Below are 15,462 nucleotides of genomic sequence, written 5' to 3'. Positions count from 1 at the left end.
GCTTACGCCTCCTTGTCCTTATGCCGCAGATCAGTTAGGGTAAGTTCTATGGTGTCGTCGTCTATGTCGTAAGTCTTAAGCACAAAAAAACGTTTCCCGCCCATATCCTCTACGGTGTCCTCGCCCTCATAGTCTGCCTTATGTACCTCACATTTCGCCTCTACCACTTTCCCTGTCTGCTGGCTCTTGAAATATTCAGAATAGCCTACAGATTTCATATTGCAGAAAACAGTACGCTTTTCCTCTTCCTGCTGCACCGGGAACCCGTCTCCGTCTACCCTGCTGCCGTCCGCTGGCGCTGTCTCTTTTACAAGTATGATCTCATCTACCCATTCAGCCATTTTGCGCCCCGCTTTCCCCGCCTGCGGTGTCCGTTTCGGACACGGGCGGCGCTGTGTTATATTCCTTTGACATAGAAAGCCGCGCCTTAAGCAGATCATAAGATCGTCTGAATTTCTCCGCTTTCCCGTTGTACCCAAATTCTGCCTTGCAGTACAGCGTTATTGCCCGCATAATCAGCTTGTCGCGCTCGTCAATGGCTTTTACGCCGTCGTTTGCAAGATCGGCTTTGCAGGCTCCTATACAGTCCTCTATTTCTTCCGTAATCTTTGCGCTTGTGCTGCTGATACGCAGCGCCGCCCGCATTTTCTCTGTTAATGTAGTGGCATCTGTCGCCATACCATGCACCCGCTTTCTTTGCCGCAGCCCCGCCGCGCTTATTCTCTGATCTTCACAACTTTTTCATGTACCAGCACTGCTGCCCGTTCCCGGTCTACTGTAAAGACTTCTCCAGCCTCTTTGATCTGGTTAAACTGCTGGTCTAAGTATCTGGCTACTACTTCCACCCTTACCCCGCCTGCCGCTTTTCCTGCCTCTTCCTGCGCCTTTTCGGTGTCACTGGTGATCTCTGCCGCCTTGTCCTTTTCTGCCGTCTCCTGCCCCGTCTGGGGCGCTCCTGTGGTGTCTCCTGCCCCGTCCCCGGTCTGCTGCCCGGTTCTTTCCTCTGCCTGCTCTCCGGCTGCCTTTCCCGGTTCCGTGGGCGGCTCCCCCGCCCCTGTCTCAATCTCTACAGCCGCGCATCTGGCGGCAATCTCTTTGATTGTCCCCGCGTCGCTTACACCCAGATCACGCGCCAGCTTTTGTATATCAGCTTTTTTATAGCTTTCCAGCTCTTTAACGTCTAAATATCCTTTCATGGTTTCCCCTTTCCGGCAGCCAGCGCAGGAAACGCCAGCCGCCTTATTGATTCCCGGCTTACGCCGCTTTCAGTTTCTGGATAACTACCAGACTGTTTTTATCAACTACCTTGCCGTCTGCCAGCATGATACCCTTTGTTACGGTGTCGTCGGTGTCGTTGTCCTCATACCGCTTTACGCCCATAGCGTAATTGGTATTCAACACATAATCCTTGAAATTGAAGAGGAAAGCAAAAGCCGTGCCTGCTGCCAGTGTTGCCGCATAGCTTTTTACATAATCGCAGCACACTACAGGTCTGCCTAAAAGCGTCCGCTCCGGCTTTCCGGCGATCCCGTAATTTACCCTGCCGATCGGCTGCCCGTTGGCATCTGTCAGCCCGTAATACTGCATGAACGTCTTTTTGCTCATGCACCATACCGCCCCGTTTTCGTATGCCTGCGGTAACGCCGCCTCAGCGTTAATCAGATCAGCATAGGCAGGCGCGGCGCTGTCAATGGTCTGCCCGTCTGCGGGTGTCTCCTGTAAAATTCCTTTCGGTTTCCCTGTCCCGTCGCCGTCAATGATCGCCTGTTCAATCGCCTTTGTCATTGCCTCAACAATATTGTTGATAAGCAGGGTTTCAAAAGCGCTCATTGCCATTGTGTCAACTTCCAGAGATACGGCTACCGCGCAGCGCAGCTTATGGTATGCAAAAGTAATCATGCCGTCTTTCTTGATGTCCTTTTTCTGCTTTTCGCTGCCTGCCCCCTCATTTACCCATGTAGCCACGGGCTTTACCGTGGAAACGGGAATACCCACGCCGCCCTTGTACGCCGTTCTGGTGACAAGGGCTAAGATCATGCCCGTGCTTTCCAGCTTTTCTACGATCTGGTTCAGCACGGTTGTAGGAATAACTGCGCCTACGTCCGTGGTCTTGCTTACTGCGTCTGCCCGGTACTCTGCCGGGATTTTCGCGCCACGGCAGACATACTGCATAAACGCCTTTCTGTATGCCAGGCTGCCGTATTTGTCCCCGTCGCCGTCGCTGTTCTCTGTAGGCTTGAAATTGCGCAGGACATTTACGGGTGCTGTTTCTCCCCCGTCGCCCTCTACAGGCTCGCCGTTTGCGATCTTTTCCAGTAACGCCTTGCGCTTTTCTGCTGCCGCCTGCAATGCCGCCCGCTCTTCCTGCAATGCCGTTACCTCTGTTTCCAGAGCCGCGATCTCTGCCTCTGTCAGCTCTGCCGCCCTTGTGGTAAGCTCGCCCTTGATCTGGGCTAACCTTGCCTCGATTTCTTTTAATCTGTTCATTTCCTGCAATCTCCTTTTCTTTTTTATAAACTGGCTCTGATCTTTAGTAGCCTCGCCCGCTGTAAAAGCCGCTCCTGCCTCTCTGCCTCATAACTCCTATGTGCAAAACTGCGGGCGCTTATTTCAGTACCGCCGTTTGCTGGTATGCTCACGGCTGATACATCATAAACCTTTTTGATCTCCAATATTGTCCTTGTATGCGTTGCCCTGTCGTAGCTGTCCTTTTTCACGGTAAAAGCCCACGACATTTTAGTTATCATTCCCTGCTGTATGTCCTGATACAGCCCCCGCGCTAAATCCGTCCTGCCTAAATCGGCTGCAATCAAAAGCCCCCTATGGTCTGGTATCAGAATAAGGGAATTGTTAGACTGTCTTGCAAATACGCGCCCCTCATGGTCATACTGCATAATTACGTCGCTTATGTCTGCCCCGTCCAGTGCGTGCGCGTCTATTCTTTCGTAAAACTTTGTACCCTCGATCTCATAAAGCAGATACGGGCTGTCAAACGTCGTCGCGTAGCCCTCAACGTAAAAATCCGTGTCTATCCGCTTTGCCGCCGCCTGCGCCGACAATGGCGCTGCCAGCGTCCTGTACTCCCTGTCCTGCTTAATCGGCATCTGTTACACCCTCTTTCTGTCCCTTATCGTCCGGCGCTGGCTCTTCCCCCGGCTCCGTCCCGTCTGCCTGCTGCCCCGGCTGCGGCATCTGCTGTATAATGATCGGCTGCTTTTCCTCACTTTTTCCCAGCTGGCTTACTTCCGTGTATTCCTTGCGTATGTAATACTTTTCTCCGTCCTCTACGTGCGGCATGTTCCATATATCCATTACGCCGTTACGGTTAAGCAGCGCCCGGTCAAAAAGCTGTGTGCTTACTTGCAGCTTTGTAGCATTGCTGGCATATTGCAGGCGGTTAGAAGAAAACGTGATCGCGTTCCCGTGTGCAAGCTCCCTCTGTGAAAATGCCATGTTTGACATAACAAGCGATAGCTGAATTGCAAAAGGTTCTATTTTCCCCTCATAGTAGGCGTTCCATGTTTCCTCGTTAAACTTGTTTTGCAGAATATCCATGTTTGTACCAAAATGTGTGCATACATTATCCTGTATCTGCTGCATTTGCAGCGCGTTTGGTGTATACGGCTTGCTTTCCACCTGTTTCACATCAGTAAACTTGTTATCATAAAGAATCATGCCGCTTTTATTGTCAGCGCTTAAATTGTCCTCTGTAAATCTCTGCCGCTCTGCCCTTATGTCCTCCGGCTTCAGCATATTTGCTATTTTTGCCATAAAGCGTATGCTTGCTGAATTTTTCACGGCGTTAATAATGCCCTCGTTCTGGGTATGTATCAGCTGCATTGTGGGCTTAAGCGTGCTGTTATCCTCTCCGAAAAGGTCGTCGCTGTATTCAAAGTCAGTCATTATGCCGACTTTTTCAAACTCAATCGCCCCATACTCCCCGTTTGCGAAAAGATACCGCAGATACACCCGCCCGGCAGCCTCTACCACTTCGCAGCGCTGCGCCCGCAGGGGATAAAAGCCGCACAGGTTCCCTGCCTCGTCCTCAATAGGCACAATAAAAGCGGTATGTTCTACCGCTAAGATCGTCGCCAGACGCTTTATGAATTTTGTTGTGTCCATGAAATAGTTAGGCTTATACTGCAATACCCTTTCCAGATGCTTTAGGGCGCTACCCTCGATTTCCGGCTTTAGCTTGCTGCAATGTGTGGCAAAACTGTTGATCGCTACCCGCGTCAAATCCATTTCGTATACGCCGCCGTTAAAGCTCGTAAACGTCGGGCTGTAGCCGTTCAGCATTTTAAAATAGCTGTCTATCATTTGCAGCTTTTTCCCGTGGAATAAATAGTCAAAAAATTTCACTCCGCTTACTCTCCTTTCTATGCGGCATTTTTCAGCAGCTCGCCGCACTCTTCCCAGTATTTCTGCCGTACCGTCATTGCATCAATGACAGATACAAAACCGTCAATATGCGCCCGCTGCTCTATCTTTACAGGTCTGAATTTCCTTGTTTCCATGTTGTGCTTAAGCGCAACATTTAAGAAATGCGTCTTTTGTAAACTGTTTTCCGCGATCTTGAAATTGCCGTCTTTAATGATTCCCTCAAATTCCCGGATAACTGGCGTTAAGTTCTCGCCTTGATGTACGTCGTCCATATGGAACCCGTAATTTTTCATATCATTTACAAGGTACTGGGCGCTGTATCGGTCATATCCGATTTTCAGCGGTCTTATTCCGTACACTTCCAGCAGCATAATAAACCAGTTAAAAACGTCGTGGTAATCGACGTAATTATCACCGCTTAAAGTTATCAGCCCTTTCTTTACAAATATGTCATACGGCACGCCGTCCGTGGCTTGCAGGCTCTCTATGCGGTCTTTCGGCATAAAGAACTGTGTAAAGGAATACAGCACGCCGCCCTTTTCGATCACAACACTTGCCGCCGTTAAGTCCGTAGTCTGGCTAAGATCAATGCCGCCCACCGCGTAGCAGTCCCGGAAATCCTCTAATGTCTTTTCTACCCCTGCCCGGTCTACGGTCATATATTCCAGCCATGCAATAGAACTGTTTTGCTTGATATTGCAGTATTTACATAAAAACTCTGCTTTCTTGCTTAAGCTGCCCTCTGCTACGGCTATTTCATCAATGAAAAAGCCCTCTTTTACAGAAACGCCCATATTCGGGTTAGCTTTCTTAAGCTCTTCTATGTCGTTCCACTTCTCTACGTCGTCTATCATGTAGATAAACGGTAAAAGCCTGCGCTCTTTGCTGTTTCCCTTTAAAAAGCTGGTGCTGCGTTTCATAAGTTCATCATATATGCTGTCATTCTCATAACCTGCTGTGCTTATGCTTAAGATCATTGGCTGTGTACGCGCTCCTAAAGCAGACTTCATAACCTCATACTGCTTTAGCCCTGCGTCGCCTCTCCATGCCGCCATTTCGTCACATACTACCAGCTGCGGGTTAAATCCGTCAGACTTCTTGGCATTAAAGGCAATCGGCTTAACAAAACTTTCCGTTTCCTCAATGTAAATATCGCTGCGCCGTTTCCGCGCCAGCTCCAAAAGCTCCGGCTCTGCCTTTACCATCTTGTGAAATCCGTCATATACCAGCGCCGCTTGATCTAACTTAGGCGCTAAGCAATAAATTTCCTGCCCGTATTCTGGTTCTAAAAATGCCATGTACGCGATAAGGGCAGAGGCAAATAAACTTTTTCCGTTTTTTCTGCCGATAACTATAAAAATTTCGCGGAAAACGCGCACTTTTTCTGCGTCCTGTATACCAAAAATGACAGAAATAATAGCTTTCTGCCATAGTTCCAGCTTTATAAGATCACTGCGCCCCTTGCTGTGGTGACAGAAATTTTCAATAAACTTGATCGCCTTATTTGCCGCCTTTGCATTGAAAAAATATTCCTGCTTTTCCAGCCCGTCCACAATGATCTTGTAAATTGCCTTTATCCATTTCCCCGCTACGATCTCGCCGCTTTTTATTTTTGCGTGGTACTCATAGATATAATTCTTATAGGGCAGCACTGCCGCCTACTCGTCCCGCAGGGCAGCCAGCCTGCTTGCCTTTCTTTTTGCGGCTGGCACTAACTCTGTCAGCTGCTTAATGACTGCCGCATAGTTCTTGCTTAATGCTATGTATGTCTCTGCCTCCGGGCTTTTTTTCGTGCCGTACTGGTTTTCACCATTCTTGTACTCGCTCGTCCAGCCCTCCTGCTCTATGGTTTCCTGCAAGTCGTCAAGTTCTATGCTCATAAAAGCAGCCTTTTCTATCAGCGGCGTTACTAAATTTCGCTTATTTTCTTCAAGCTCTGCAAATATCTCCTTAAGTCTTTTTTTCTCGTCCTTGATACGGTTTTCTTTTTTCTTTTTCCGCGCAGCCATTCCCTCTACCTCTCTTTCCTGCCGCCTGCTGCCGCTGCCAGATCACCCCACCACACCCCCTACACCACGTATGCACGCGCCCGGAGGGTAATTTTAGGGTATCCCCCTCGGTAATTTCCCCCTTTATTTTTTGTTTTCGGATAGGGGGGATATGCCGCCCGTCGCATCAAACTTATACCGCAGGCGCGGCTTGCGCTTGTGATGCTCTTTGTTATGGCAATCCTGGCACAATGCCTCTAAATTGTCCCAGCTTAGCGTTATGCCTGCATCGTTAATATTCTCTCTGGTTAAGTAGCGCTTATGGTGCGCTATCTTTGCAGGCTCCCCGCAGCGCTCACATATATAGTCCTGTGACATTAAGTAAGCGGCTCTGGTATTCTCCCACGCCTGCGATAAGTAAAAACTCTTAGCCCATGCTTTCATACTGTCCCCGCTCCTTTCTGCGATACCCAGCGCCCTAGATTTCATGCGCCGGGTGGAGGCTAAAGAAATAAAAAAGAGCAGGCTACTGCTGCCGTGTCACGGCTAAGCTATTGCCTACTCTTTTCATGTTACCATTATACAGCTTTTGAAATACCATGTAAACACCACGATTTTACCACGATATTACCAGCCCGGCTGCTGCTACAGCCTTGCCCGTTCTTCATCAATGCCCCATAACAGTACAGATAATTCGTTTATGATCGCTGTCACCCAGCGTCGCGGCGTGTTCTTCCCGGTTTCCAGTTTCTCTGCGATCTCCGCATACTCCATGCCCTGCATGAAATACAGTTCAAACGCTTTATACTCTACCTCTCTGCCTGCTGCCCTGCGCCTGCGCTCGATCTCTTCTACTGCCGTGTCTATGTGTGCTGTCATAATCAGCGTTTTAAAACGGCTGCGTCTCACGCTTTCCAGATATACCCGCTGCTGCTCTTCTGTCATTCCCTTAAGCTCTAACTGCTCGCCGTCGCTTACTGCGTTCTGGATATGGAAAACTGCATCACGGTAACATTTCATAAGCGTGAAAGTATTATGGTATTTGTTCTGCCGCTTTTCCTTTTCTTCCTGCTTTCTGTACTCCCGCACTGCTGCCCTTGCCGCTTTCTGTATCAGCTCTTCAAATTCAGAGGCGGGAAGTGCTACCCGGCTTTCGCCTGTTTCCTCTCCCCCTGCCACGATCTCTGCGCCTGCTGCCTTAGTTTCTGTTTCCTGCATCTTTTCTACTCCTTTCTTTGAATCCGCTGTCAATCCGTCCGAATATTGCCAGCAGCAAAATAATTATGACTGTCAATAAAAAATCCGTCACTGTTCGCCCTCTCCTTTCTGGCATGGTGGAAACGGGCAGCTGTCACAATCCGGCTTTTCACATTTCCCGCCGTTATTGTCCCGCAGAATATCCCGTATCAGTATATACGGCAATATCCATACAGGCGTAGAAAGAAGAATAAGCCCCTTTGCCAGCAGCCCCAGTATGTATATTGCTATTTCTCCCACCCATTCCATATACGTCCTTACTGCCCCTGTAAGCACCTCTGTGATCTCGTCCATAAACTTTATCATTCCCGGTATCTCCTTTGCTGTACGTCTGCATACGCCCTTTTATCCCTGGCACTCCAAAAAATTACCCTTGTTTTAATTCCTGCTTTATGCAGCCGCTCTTGTATTTCCCTTGTTTCCCGTCTATAAAAATCTTCTCTGCTGCTTGACGGTCTTTTTGTGTAGTCTATCGGCGTTCCTGCTACGTCCAGCAGCTCTTTTAAGATTTCTGCTGTAGTTTTTCCATACCGCCTAAATTGCCCCGTAATAATATAAGCCTTTTGCCAGAAAAATAATTTAAAACCTAATGCCGCCTCGATTTTCTTAAACATTTCCTCATTTTCCGGGAAAACTGATTCATATATCCAATTAGCATTTTTCATTCAAACACCCCGCTTTCATATGCGGTAATGACTGCTGCCCGCAGGCTGTCTGCCGCTACATTCCTGCGCCCTATCTTTTCCGGGCTTACACGCCTTAAATACTCTAAATGATCGCTTTCCATGATCTCCGCTATCTTTTCTGCTGCCCTCTGGCTGTGTGTGATCGCTCTAAGCTCGTCAGCGCCACCCAGCGCGTTTATTTCATACACTGCATAATGACTGCTGCCGTATTCCCTCACTTTCCAGCTGAATATACGCCCTTTAATCTCCAACGGCTGTATATTGTCCGCTACATTCCTGCATACCGTCCCTGCTGAATCAAAAGCCCCACCCATTCCCCGCATTATAGATGCAAAAGCGTTTGTTATCGCCTCTGCCGCTCTTGTGGCTGCCGCTGTAAAGTCCACTCGGCTTATAGTTTTAACTGCCTTTTTCGCAAGTCTGCGCTGCTTTCTCTTATCCAGCAGTAAAGGCGGGTTTACTCCATGCAGTTTTTTATACCTCTTTTTCCATTGCCTGTAATTCATTCTGTTTTACCTCGCTTTCCTGCTTAATCACAATACGCCTGCTGCCGGGCTGCTGTATGATCGCCTCAACATGCAGATAGGCAGGCAGCAATACTGCGCTGCCCGCTCTAAGCTGGTACTCAATGCTTTCTTTCATTTTTCTGTAATCCTCGGCTTTCGCTGCCTTGTCACAGCCTATAAATACAGTTATTTGCTGCTTACTCTTCTTTTTCCGCTGCCGCCTGTTCATTGCTTATCCCTCTTTCCGGCTCTGCTGCCTGTCCTATCTGGTAATCTTCAATGCTCATTTGTCCCGGCAACTGGTCTGCCCCCCCCCGTGTCCGTTTCGGACACTTCCCCGCTGTGTGCGGTAACATCAATTCCCAGAATACAATACCCCTCTTCCAGCCCTGTATAATCTTCCAGCATATAAATAATATCTGCATCTATTGTGCGCCCTGTGTGCTTTCCGTCCTTAAATTCCAACATTTTAAGGCTGTCGCCCACCTTGTACCCTCTGTCATTCTTCCGCAGCTCAAACTTTTTCTTGCCGCTTACAATATCCCCATAGTAAGAAACGGCTATTTTTACCTCATGCGTTTTGTGATCTGCTTTCCCGTCGCTCGGCAGTTTCTCCATTTTCTCCCGGTCTGCCTGCTCCTGTAATTTCTTCTTTGTGTCCCGGTCTATTTTGTCCTGCTCGTCGCTATAACGCTGCTCGTCCGTCTTTTCTGCCTCTGCCTTGTTTATGTACTGATCGCACTTTTCACAAGTCCCCGTTTTCACATTGCAGTCTTTATACCGCTGGCATGAATAGCACAAAGAGGTTATGCTTTCCGGGTGCGGCGTTTCGTAGTCGTCGCCCGCCTTTTTCTCTGCCACCTTTGCCGCTATTTCCTTTGCCCGTATACTCTCGCCTGCTGCCGCCTTTTCTGCTATGGCTTTCTGCTCTTCTGGCGGCAGCTTTGCTGCCTCGTAAGCCGTTGTTACCCCTATATTTCCCTTTGCAAACTCTTCCTTGATCTCCGGCGTGGCATTGTTGTTAATGCTATCCATACGGGCTATATTTGTGGGGCTTTCGTTCATCAGCTCTGCTATAATGTCCCGCAGTTTTCCTGTGATCTCTAACCCGTCCTCGTCTTTTGCCCTTAAAAGCGCCTCTTTCAATCTTTGCGCCTGCTGGGTTTTCTCCCACGCCGTAAGCTCCCTGTTATATGCGTTTCCGATCAGCAGAGACAATTCAAACATTGCCCCGGTCATATCCTTGTACAGATACCGCACTTTCTTATATTCCTCATGCCCCCGCTCAATGTTCATAATGTTTGCAAGGTTCCTGCGGTGTCCGCTCACAATCTTAAATTCACCGTTTACCCTGCCTAATACTGTAGGCTGCTGCTGCCCTACGGTCAAAAAGCTGTCTGCCAGCTCTTCTATGTTCTCCTGTGAATAGAAATTGCTTTCAGAGGGCTTTACATCATACGGGCTTAACCAGATTTCCGTATATTCGCTTATATTGCCTATGCCTGCTGCCCTGCTTTTCGCGTTCATAATATCCGTAATACCAAATTTAGCCTTTCCCATGTTCCTTACCTCGCTTTCCCTAAATGTATCTAAAGTAAATCAAATATATTTTCTGGTTATAGGTCAAATCATTGCTGTAAAGCATTTTCTCAAACTCGCGCTCTGATAAATTCTGTATATTTCTTTTCAATCTATGCAGAAATAGAAATATACTAATAACCGCCTCGTATACCGTCATGCCTTACCTCGCTTTCCCTGTGTATCTGGTTACGAATTTCTTATAATCCTGCGCAGCTCCGCAGCACGGGCTGTACTCATAAATCGGCTTGAATAAAAACGTACTCTCTGCCACTTTCCCGGAATATCTGATAACGCCCAGTAAAGAATAGCTTTCTTTTTCTGCCTCTAACCACTCCCGCCCGGCTGCCTCTCCGTCCGTGTTCTGATACGCCGTAACCAGAACGCCCAGCAGACGCAGCGCCGGGTTAAACTGTCTTGCGTCCTCTATCTGATCTGCCAGAATGTCTAAGCCCTCTAACGCCCACTCGTCTATTTTTACGGGTACTATAACCTCGTCCGTGACCGTCAGCGCATTTACCACGTTAAGCCCTATGTCTGGCGGGTTATCAATAATGCAGTAATCGTAATAAGCGCCCACTGCGTCCAGCTGCGCCAGCCGCTTATACCGTTCAATCTGGTTTCCTGTCTCTTCCGTCGTCAGCTGCCACGTAGCGCCCATAAGTGACATATTTGCAGAAACAATGTCTATCCCCTCGTAATTTGTCCGCTGTATCAGCTCTGCTGCCGCCTGCCATTCCCCGGAAAGCAGTTTTGTGATCGGCGCTACGCTCTCCGCATCATATCTGCCGTATGCCTTGCTTAAATTCCCCTGCTTGTCGTTATCCAGCAGCAGTACCTTGTAACCCCTGCGGTACAGCTCATATGCCATATTTACCGCTGTAAAGGTCTTTGCTACCCCGCCTTTTAAATTCAACAAACTTATAACTTTCATTCTCTGCCTCTCTTTCTTGCGCCGCCTCTGGGCGCAGCTGCTTCATATGCTCTATTCTTTTGTGATCTCTGTTTCCAATGCCTGCCCGCAGTTCTCGCAGAAATTAGATATTTTTATACCCGTTATAAAGCTCCGATCTGCCACAATCCAGCTACATACAGGGCATTTATAGGTTTCATAGTTTTTTAAGCCTTTAGCCGCCAGCTTTTCTGCCTGCTCTCCCTCGAAAATGGTTGTTTTCCTCGGTTCCATTTTCCGGGCTTTCTTCTTTGCCTCTTCCGCTGCGCAGTGCGTACAATCCCTGCCGCAGTTCTCATAAATCTTACAGCCTATTCCTTGCCCCATATCTGCCCCGCCTCTCCTAAATCCTTAATGCGCAGCAGATACTTTTCTATCAGTTCTGCTGCCGCTTGCCAGCCATAACATACCGCTGTAAAATATCCCTGCTGCCGCAGGAAGATTAGCCAGCGCAGCTGTTTTTCAGTTGGTACATTTCTTCCAGCCTTAAGCTCTATGTATAACCCGTGGTACTCTCCCCGTGCTACTGGTAAATGAATATCCGGCACACCCGCCTTTACTCCCTGCCTCTTTAGCGCCGTTGCTGTCGCTGCATCACGCTTGCCGCCGTTTGGTACATGGTACATATATTCCAATTCCGGCATACGTCCCAGCTGATACCCTGCCCAGCTAAATAGCGCCTCTTGGTGTCCGCTTTCGTCGTTCAGCCTAAAGTTTCTCATATATTCCCGCCTCACTTTCCACATATATTTTTCCATAATGCGGCGCTGTATCTGCCGTTCTCTCTCTGGTACTGTTTTTATGACTATTTCCCTGCCGTCTGGCATCCTCGCTTTATATGTCTGCCGCTCCTGTCCTATCTCCCCGCTGCAAAGATCGTAATACTCACACCATAGGCAGCAGTGCTTACAGTTCTTGCCCCGCTGGAATAACCAGTGCTTTAACCTCTGCCTCATTCCCTGCGCCCCTTTCTGTCGTCTATGCCGTTCCAGTATTCCCAGTTCCTCATATCCTCGCTGGCATGATCTATAGCCACTGCTGCCAGGCACATTACAGCGCCCATAAGAACCAGAAACACCACGCCCACGCCTATTACCACAATCCGTACATACTGCATCTTATCCCCCCTCTCCCTCTAATTTGACTAATGTATATCTGAAATACCCGTAGCCGTAATATTCCGGGCTATGTACTCCCTTGCTTATGCTGTCCTTGTCAACGTAATATCCCTTTATCGCCCTCGGCTCTGCCTTGAACCATTGCCGATCTGAAATTATCCGTATTTCCGGCACTGGTCTTACAAGGTTCTTGCTGCTATTCCAGCGCTTACCCTGTAGCGCCCCGTCCTCTTCTTTCCTGTGCTTGTCCGTGTACTTAATCAGATAAGCCGCCAGATCAGCATAGTTGCCGCTGTCGTCCAGAGGAAATACTTTTACCCGGTTATGCCCCTCATATGCCTTGTACCAGCACTGCTGCAATATCTTTGTATCTATCTGGTTAATAACTAAATGGTGGTGCCTGGCTCCCTTGTCCCCGATCTCCATAACATGAATATATTTAAACTCTATCCCAGCCTTTTTATACTCCTTACGGCACTCCCTTAAAAATATATCTATGTCCTGCCGCATCTGCTCTTTTGTCCGTGGCGGCTCTCCCTTTCTGCGTATGTAGTCCAGCACTAAATGATAGTCGCCATAGCCATAGTTTGCATTTATCAGAATACGCAGCTTTCTTTCTGCCTGCCTTGTATTGATCTTTTGCTGTTGCTCTGTGGTGGGCTTTACCTTATCCCCCCTCTTTATCCCCTGCTTTTTATATCTGCTTGTAAAATATCTCTCTACCTCTATGGTCTTACCCGCCCTTGTTATCCTCTCAACGTATGGCATATATTTTTTACTCCTTTTAGGTCTATCTGGTCGGAAAGCTAATTGTTTTATCAAGTGGTAAAACGGGCTTGCGCCCGCGTATTACTTGACATTTCGCCATACAGTGATATACTGGATATAGGTTGTAAAAAGCTGTATAGCTTAGCCCCTATGGTATTCCCGTACCGTAGGGGCTATTAAATTATTCTCATTTAATGCGAATCTACAGGGCTGCCGCTTTCCGCGCTCTCTTAAGGCTCCCGATCTGCGCCAGCAGTCCCTTTTCTTTCTGCGCAAGTTCCTTGTGCTGTTTCAGCTCCTTGTAGTCGTCCCAGAGGCTACGGAAAATAGCAATACTTTTCCCGTTTCTCCCGTGGCGGCTCAATCTGTTTGCCTCATTCCTTAATACTGCTCTCCTTAATTTCCTCATTGTCTGATCTCTCCTTTGCTAAAATGTGTTTCTGCATACTCATAAGCCTGTCTGTAAGGCTCTTTGCAGCAAAATAATGTACATGTATGGAAATGCCTGCCCTTGCAGAAATCGCAGGCGTGTAAGTCCGCATACTGCTTTATAGCCGCCTGTCTCTGCCGTTCCTTGCACTCCATGTAATAACGCAGCTTATCTGCATTTACTACCTCAATCCCCAGTACGTCTGCCGTCTGTATTTCCCGGCTCATGCCCTCGCTTATCCCGTACTTTACGCCCACGATCACAAAATCGCATTTTTTCAGCAGCGCTAAGCCTGCTGCCATTCCTGCCGCCCGTTCCTGCGGCTTGTCCTCATTTAAGCATTGCGTCATGTATAAATGCGGCGTGATCGGCGCTAAGCCCGCCTCTATTGCCTGCTTTGTAAGCGCCTGCGCATACTCTATGTGCCTGTCAAGCTCTGCGCCGTCCTTTGCCCTGTACGGGCTGCATATGTATACTGTCCTCATTCCTGCCCGCCTTTCCCCTCTGCCCGTACTCTGATAATTTCATTGTCTGCCAGAACCTCTGCCATTTTCAGTATGTCGTTTGTGCTTTCATGTTCCAGAAATCCACTGTCACGACAGCACATAGCGTAGCCTTGAATCGTGTAAAACTGCTGGAATATGTCATACTCTGTTTTTTTTATTCTTAAGCCCGCTGATAAGCGCGGTTAATTTTGTAACCGCCTGCATACCCAGTGCGCCGCCTGCGCCCTTTATCGGTATTTCTATTCGTGTTGCCTGCGGCTCCCCTTTGCTATTTATGATTGTCTTTGATCTCATTTCCTGCCTCTCCTGTCCTTTTAATGAAACTTACTGAAATCTCATAAACTGTCTTTACTTCCCTGCCTGTCTCTGCGTCTTTCATATATTCCCGGCTCTGGCATCTTCCCAGCAGCTTTACTTTGTCGCCCGGCAGCCAGCCTGCTACCTCGTCCGCGTTCTCCTGCCAGCAAATACAGGGAATATAGCAGCTTGTCCCTGTAAGCACGTTTTTTACCTCTACGAAAATGTCAGAAATGCGTTTCCCTCTCGGCGTTTCTCGGTATGTCGGCTTATATTTCAGCTCGCCCACAAGCGCTATGTCATTTTGCAACATTGCTTTAGGACTTAAGCCTATGTATTCTGCCAAAACGAATACCAGCACTTTACCGCTCTTAAAATCTTTAAGCGCCTGCTGCCGCCCGGATATTAAAAGCCTGCTACCCAGCAGGAAATAATTTTCAAGCCGCAGCCCGTCCCCGGTCTTTCCCCGGTCTACTGCTGCCTCTGTAAAGGCTACTGCTACCTCGTCAATAATGCCGCTTGGTCTTTTCGTCTCGATCTTTGCCAGATAACCATTGAACCGCAGCCCGCATATGTCCGTTACCTCTTCCAGCTCCGTAAGCTCCCCTGCCAGCCCTGCCGCGTTTCTTATCCTGCCCTTTTCCGTCAGATCGTCCAGAATGTCTGCGTTAAGGTCTGCCAGAAAGTCCGGCTTTTTATCCTGCCCTTTGTTCCGCTTTTTGCTCATACTTTGCGTGATCTCCTTTCCCGCTATAACTTATCAACATTTCTATTGCCCGCTTATAGCACGCTATTTCGTCCTCTTCCTTTACTTTGCAGATACAGCGCTTTCTTACCTCTCCTGCATACTCCCAGATTTCAATAAAGTTATTGCCGTATATGTCAAAGTGCATATGATACCTTAAGCCGTGGCTTTTCTGTATCGGTCTGTATATCTGGTAAAATTTATTTATAAGTGCGCTGCGTTCCCCGTCGTTTCCGTCCATGCCCTGC

General features: G+C 48.4%; 24 protein-coding genes and 1 pseudogene. All 25 read right to left on the bottom strand.

Annotation, left to right across the window (positions count from 1 at the left end):
* Positions 1–2: 2 nt before the first annotated feature.
* The gene (locus tag VSQ62_RS01090) at positions 3–341 is read right to left on the bottom strand and encodes a hypothetical protein (protein ID WP_334632711.1); all 339 of its coding nucleotides are present in this window, start codon (positions 339–341) and stop codon (positions 3–5) included.
* The gene (locus VSQ62_RS01085; protein WP_334632709.1) at positions 334–678 is read right to left on the bottom strand and encodes a phage head-tail connector protein; all 345 of its coding nucleotides are present in this window, start codon (positions 676–678) and stop codon (positions 334–336) included. Before VSQ62_RS01085 ends, VSQ62_RS01090 begins: the two co-directional genes overlap by 8 nt.
* Positions 679–716: 38 nt before the next feature.
* Complete coding sequence (locus tag VSQ62_RS01080) at positions 717–1,196, bottom strand: hypothetical protein (RefSeq protein ID WP_334632707.1); 480 nt, start codon at positions 1,194–1,196, stop codon at positions 717–719.
* 58 nt (positions 1,197–1,254) lie between these two features.
* A pseudogene (locus tag VSQ62_RS01075) lies at positions 1,255–2,481 on the bottom strand (phage major capsid protein); the annotation flags it as partial.
* 29 nt (positions 2,482–2,510) lie between these two features.
* Positions 2,511–3,104, bottom strand: coding sequence for an HK97 family phage prohead protease (locus tag VSQ62_RS01070; protein ID WP_172526946.1), 594 nt, complete (start codon positions 3,102–3,104; stop codon positions 2,511–2,513).
* Entirely contained in the window at positions 3,094–4,362 is a 1,269-nt protein-coding gene (locus VSQ62_RS01065) for a phage portal protein (protein ID WP_172526945.1), read from the bottom strand. The genes VSQ62_RS01070 and VSQ62_RS01065 overlap by 11 nt, the downstream gene beginning before the upstream one ends.
* 17 nt (positions 4,363–4,379) lie before the next feature.
* The gene (locus VSQ62_RS01060; RefSeq protein ID WP_334632703.1) at positions 4,380–6,035 is read right to left on the bottom strand and encodes a terminase large subunit; all 1,656 of its coding nucleotides are present in this window, start codon (positions 6,033–6,035) and stop codon (positions 4,380–4,382) included.
* A gap of 6 nt (positions 6,036–6,041) precedes the next feature.
* Complete coding sequence (locus tag VSQ62_RS01055; RefSeq protein WP_172526943.1) at positions 6,042–6,392, bottom strand: hypothetical protein; 351 nt, start codon at positions 6,390–6,392, stop codon at positions 6,042–6,044.
* Positions 6,393–6,515: 123 nt separating this feature from the next.
* Positions 6,516–6,815 (bottom strand): HNH endonuclease, encoded by a 300-nt coding sequence (locus VSQ62_RS01050; RefSeq protein ID WP_334632701.1) that lies wholly within the window; start codon positions 6,813–6,815, stop codon positions 6,516–6,518.
* Positions 6,816–7,016: 201 nt separating this feature from the next.
* Positions 7,017–7,589, bottom strand: coding sequence for a hypothetical protein (locus tag VSQ62_RS01045; protein ID WP_303661638.1), 573 nt, complete (start codon positions 7,587–7,589; stop codon positions 7,017–7,019).
* 87 nt (positions 7,590–7,676) lie between these two features.
* Positions 7,677–7,934: a hypothetical protein gene (locus VSQ62_RS01040; protein WP_334632699.1), complete on the bottom strand. Its 258-nt coding sequence runs from the start codon at positions 7,932–7,934 to the stop codon at positions 7,677–7,679.
* Positions 7,931–8,242 (bottom strand): hypothetical protein, encoded by a 312-nt coding sequence (locus VSQ62_RS01035; RefSeq protein ID WP_334632697.1) that lies wholly within the window; start codon positions 8,240–8,242, stop codon positions 7,931–7,933. The genes VSQ62_RS01040 and VSQ62_RS01035 overlap by 4 nt, the downstream gene beginning before the upstream one ends.
* Before the next feature lie 47 nt (positions 8,243–8,289).
* A complete protein-coding gene (locus VSQ62_RS01030) occupies positions 8,290–8,820 on the bottom strand; it encodes a hypothetical protein (protein ID WP_303661635.1) in 531 nt (176 codons plus the stop codon).
* Entirely contained in the window at positions 8,789–9,049 is a 261-nt protein-coding gene (locus VSQ62_RS01025) for a hypothetical protein (protein ID WP_251209183.1), read from the bottom strand. Before VSQ62_RS01025 ends, VSQ62_RS01030 begins: the two co-directional genes overlap by 32 nt.
* Positions 9,050–9,096: 47 nt before the next feature.
* Entirely contained in the window at positions 9,097–10,380 is a 1,284-nt protein-coding gene (locus tag VSQ62_RS01020; RefSeq protein WP_303661634.1) for a ParB/RepB/Spo0J family partition protein, read from the bottom strand.
* A 181-nt stretch (positions 10,381–10,561) separates the two neighbouring features.
* Complete coding sequence (locus tag VSQ62_RS01015; protein WP_303661633.1) at positions 10,562–11,332, bottom strand: ParA family protein; 771 nt, start codon at positions 11,330–11,332, stop codon at positions 10,562–10,564.
* 51 nt (positions 11,333–11,383) lie between these two features.
* Positions 11,384–11,677 carry a hypothetical protein gene (locus VSQ62_RS01010; RefSeq protein ID WP_303661632.1) on the bottom strand — a complete coding sequence of 98 codons (294 nt, stop codon included), beginning with the start codon at positions 11,675–11,677 and terminating at the stop codon, positions 11,384–11,386.
* A complete protein-coding gene (locus VSQ62_RS01005) occupies positions 11,662–12,306 on the bottom strand; it encodes a VRR-NUC domain-containing protein (RefSeq protein WP_303661631.1) in 645 nt (214 codons plus the stop codon). Before VSQ62_RS01005 ends, VSQ62_RS01010 begins: the two co-directional genes overlap by 16 nt.
* Positions 12,303–12,467, bottom strand: coding sequence for a hypothetical protein (locus VSQ62_RS01000; RefSeq protein ID WP_334632695.1), 165 nt, complete (start codon positions 12,465–12,467; stop codon positions 12,303–12,305). Before VSQ62_RS01000 ends, VSQ62_RS01005 begins: the two co-directional genes overlap by 4 nt.
* Position 12,468: 1 nt before the next feature.
* Positions 12,469–13,236, bottom strand: a complete 768-nt coding sequence (locus VSQ62_RS00995) for a rolling circle replication-associated protein (protein ID WP_334632693.1) — start codon at positions 13,234–13,236, stop codon at positions 12,469–12,471.
* A gap of 202 nt (positions 13,237–13,438) precedes the next feature.
* A complete protein-coding gene (locus VSQ62_RS00990; RefSeq protein WP_303661628.1) occupies positions 13,439–13,645 on the bottom strand; it encodes a hypothetical protein in 207 nt (68 codons plus the stop codon).
* The gene (locus VSQ62_RS00985; RefSeq protein WP_334632692.1) at positions 13,642–14,151 is read right to left on the bottom strand and encodes a DUF7768 domain-containing protein; all 510 of its coding nucleotides are present in this window, start codon (positions 14,149–14,151) and stop codon (positions 13,642–13,644) included. The genes VSQ62_RS00990 and VSQ62_RS00985 overlap by 4 nt, the downstream gene beginning before the upstream one ends.
* Positions 14,152–14,310: 159 nt before the next feature.
* Positions 14,311–14,466 (bottom strand): hypothetical protein, encoded by a 156-nt coding sequence (locus VSQ62_RS00980; RefSeq protein ID WP_334632690.1) that lies wholly within the window; start codon positions 14,464–14,466, stop codon positions 14,311–14,313.
* A complete protein-coding gene (locus tag VSQ62_RS00975) occupies positions 14,441–15,196 on the bottom strand; it encodes a single-stranded DNA-binding protein (protein WP_303661626.1) in 756 nt (251 codons plus the stop codon). Before VSQ62_RS00975 ends, VSQ62_RS00980 begins: the two co-directional genes overlap by 26 nt.
* Positions 15,165–15,455, bottom strand: coding sequence for a hypothetical protein (locus tag VSQ62_RS00970; RefSeq protein WP_334632689.1), 291 nt, complete (start codon positions 15,453–15,455; stop codon positions 15,165–15,167). The genes VSQ62_RS00975 and VSQ62_RS00970 overlap by 32 nt, the downstream gene beginning before the upstream one ends.
* Between the last annotated feature and the right edge of the window lie 7 nt (positions 15,456–15,462).

Source organism: Sporofaciens sp. JLR.KK001, assembly GCF_036941055.1.
Lineage (GTDB): Bacteria > Bacillota > Clostridia > Lachnospirales > Lachnospiraceae > Sporofaciens.
Note: the sequence above shows the minus strand (reverse complement) of the source record. Positions and strands in the feature narration are given on the sequence as shown.

What these genes read in the sequence shown, in the direction of transcription:
- VSQ62_RS01090 (WP_334632711.1), bottom strand. Translation starts at nt 341, where the DNA reads ATGGCTGAATGGGTAGATGAGATCATACTTGTAAAAGAGACAGCGCCA.
- VSQ62_RS01085 (WP_334632709.1), bottom strand. Translation starts at nt 678, where the DNA reads ATGGCGACAGATGCCACTACATTAACAGAGAAAATGCGGGCGGCGCTG.
- VSQ62_RS01080 (WP_334632707.1), bottom strand. Translation starts at nt 1,196, where the DNA reads ATGAAAGGATATTTAGACGTTAAAGAGCTGGAAAGCTATAAAAAAGCT.
- VSQ62_RS01070 (WP_172526946.1), bottom strand. Translation starts at nt 3,104, where the DNA reads ATGCCGATTAAGCAGGACAGGGAGTACAGGACGCTGGCAGCGCCATTG.
- VSQ62_RS01055 (WP_172526943.1), bottom strand. Translation starts at nt 6,392, where the DNA reads ATGGCTGCGCGGAAAAAGAAAAAAGAAAACCGTATCAAGGACGAGAAA.
- VSQ62_RS01050 (WP_334632701.1), bottom strand. Translation starts at nt 6,815, where the DNA reads ATGAAAGCATGGGCTAAGAGTTTTTACTTATCGCAGGCGTGGGAGAAT.
- VSQ62_RS01045 (WP_303661638.1), bottom strand. Translation starts at nt 7,589, where the DNA reads ATGCAGGAAACAGAAACTAAGGCAGCAGGCGCAGAGATCGTGGCAGGG.
- VSQ62_RS01040 (WP_334632699.1), bottom strand. Translation starts at nt 7,934, where the DNA reads ATGATAAAGTTTATGGACGAGATCACAGAGGTGCTTACAGGGGCAGTA.
- VSQ62_RS01035 (WP_334632697.1), bottom strand. Translation starts at nt 8,242, where the DNA reads ATGTTTAAGAAAATCGAGGCGGCATTAGGTTTTAAATTATTTTTCTGG.
- VSQ62_RS01030 (WP_303661635.1), bottom strand. Translation starts at nt 8,820, where the DNA reads ATGAATTACAGGCAATGGAAAAAGAGGTATAAAAAACTGCATGGAGTA.
- VSQ62_RS01025 (WP_251209183.1), bottom strand. Translation starts at nt 9,049, where the DNA reads ATGAACAGGCGGCAGCGGAAAAAGAAGAGTAAGCAGCAAATAACTGTA.
- VSQ62_RS01020 (WP_303661634.1), bottom strand. Translation starts at nt 10,380, where the DNA reads ATGGGAAAGGCTAAATTTGGTATTACGGATATTATGAACGCGAAAAGC.
- VSQ62_RS01015 (WP_303661633.1), bottom strand. Translation starts at nt 11,332, where the DNA reads ATGAAAGTTATAAGTTTGTTGAATTTAAAAGGCGGGGTAGCAAAGACC.
- VSQ62_RS01010 (WP_303661632.1), bottom strand. Translation starts at nt 11,677, where the DNA reads ATGGGGCAAGGAATAGGCTGTAAGATTTATGAGAACTGCGGCAGGGAT.
- VSQ62_RS01005 (WP_303661631.1), bottom strand. Translation starts at nt 12,306, where the DNA reads ATGAGGCAGAGGTTAAAGCACTGGTTATTCCAGCGGGGCAAGAACTGT.
- VSQ62_RS01000 (WP_334632695.1), bottom strand. Translation starts at nt 12,467, where the DNA reads ATGCAGTATGTACGGATTGTGGTAATAGGCGTGGGCGTGGTGTTTCTG.
- VSQ62_RS00995 (WP_334632693.1), bottom strand. Translation starts at nt 13,236, where the DNA reads ATGCCATACGTTGAGAGGATAACAAGGGCGGGTAAGACCATAGAGGTA.
- VSQ62_RS00990 (WP_303661628.1), bottom strand. Translation starts at nt 13,645, where the DNA reads ATGAGGAAATTAAGGAGAGCAGTATTAAGGAATGAGGCAAACAGATTG.
- VSQ62_RS00985 (WP_334632692.1), bottom strand. Translation starts at nt 14,151, where the DNA reads ATGAGGACAGTATACATATGCAGCCCGTACAGGGCAAAGGACGGCGCA.
- VSQ62_RS00980 (WP_334632690.1), bottom strand. Translation starts at nt 14,466, where the DNA reads ATGAGATCAAAGACAATCATAAATAGCAAAGGGGAGCCGCAGGCAACA.
- VSQ62_RS00975 (WP_303661626.1), bottom strand. Translation starts at nt 15,196, where the DNA reads ATGAGCAAAAAGCGGAACAAAGGGCAGGATAAAAAGCCGGACTTTCTG.
- VSQ62_RS00970 (WP_334632689.1), bottom strand. Translation starts at nt 15,455, where the DNA reads ATGGACGGAAACGACGGGGAACGCAGCGCACTTATAAATAAATTTTAC.